This window comes from Pseudomonas sp. GM33, from assembly GCF_000282295.1.
In the GTDB taxonomy this organism is placed as follows: Bacteria; Pseudomonadota; Gammaproteobacteria; order Pseudomonadales; family Pseudomonadaceae; genus Aquipseudomonas; species Aquipseudomonas laurylsulfatiphila.
The window spans coordinates 1-1,188 of the sequence record NZ_AKJO01000058.1 but is presented as its reverse complement, the minus strand read 5'-3'; the positions used below and the strand labels follow the sequence as shown (position 1 = coordinate 1,188).

Below are 1,188 nucleotides of genomic sequence, written 5' to 3'. Positions count from 1 at the left end.
GCTCGCTTGTATGGTAGGACTTGAAGGGAGGAGGAGGGACAAGGCTCGATTCTGACTGTTGACGCAGTACAGACCGTGGGAGATATCGCCCCTCCTCCTTTCACCCAAGCGCCGATAAAGAATGCATCTGGCTAGACCGACGATAGGAACAAGCCTGCGCCTCTGGGTGAGCCCTTCAAGTGCTCAAACCTTATCCCGGAGGAAATCCTGTGGCAATGCCGGTCTCTCTATCAAAACCGATCGTGGGTGTGGATGTCGCCAAGAATGAACTGGTGATTTATCAGTCTGATGGTGATTTGCTTGAAGAGATTGCCAACACCAAAACATCCATCAAGCAGTGGCTGAAGGCGTTGTCAGGGACGGTGGCTATTGCCATTGAGGCGACCAACATCTACCACCTGGACTTCGCTGATCTGGCCTATGAGGCCGGTTGCACGATTTACATGGTGGGAGGCTATGAACTCAAACATTATCGCGAAGGCGTGAAAATCCGCGCCAAAACCGACGCGCTGGATGCCAAGCTACTGGCTCGTTACCTGAAGAACGAAGCTGAGGAGTTGCGTCCTTGGACCCCGCCCTCACCGCTGTACCGCCAGCTCCTGAGCCTTTTCCGCCGTCGCGCAGCCTTGGTCCAGGCTAGGGTCGGCCTGGTGCAGAGCTGGTCGAATGAGCCGCTGCTCAAGGCGGCTTTTGCCGAGCAAGTGAAGTCCATGCAGCAGCTTGAGACGCTGATCGAAAAGACGATCAACGATCAGCTCAAAGAAGCCGGTTTGCTCGGTCAATTGAAGCGCTGCCTGAAAGTTGAGGGTATTGGTTTTTTGACTGGGGCCCGCTTGATAACCGCATTTCAGCGAGGGGATTTTAGAAACGCGGATGCATTTATCGCCTTCCTGGGCATGGATTTACGGGTGGCGAAATCAGGACAGAAAGACGCTCGCCGCTGTTTGACCAAGCGCGGTGACCCCGAGGCCCGCCGACTTCTGCACAATGCAGCGATGTCGGCTAGCCGTACGAAAGCCTGGAAAGGGTATTACGAAGAACAAAGAACTCGGGGGTTCAGCACCACTCAGGCGTTGGTGATGTTGGCTCGCAAGCTTGCTCGGGTGGTATTCGCCTTGCTGAAAGGGCAAAGCGAATATCAGCCAAAAGCCAGTTGAGGGCTTTCCCTCAACCATAGAATCTCCCACA

The 1,188-nt window shown here is 54.7% G+C and carries 1 protein-coding gene; it reads left to right on the top strand.

Annotated features, from left to right (window positions below):
* Window positions 1–215 precede the first annotated feature (215 nt).
* Window positions 216–1,157, top strand: coding sequence for an IS110 family transposase (locus tag PMI26_RS21835; protein WP_007972280.1), 942 nt, complete (start codon window positions 216–218; stop codon window positions 1,155–1,157).
* The last annotated feature ends 31 nt before the right edge of the window (window positions 1,158–1,188 follow it).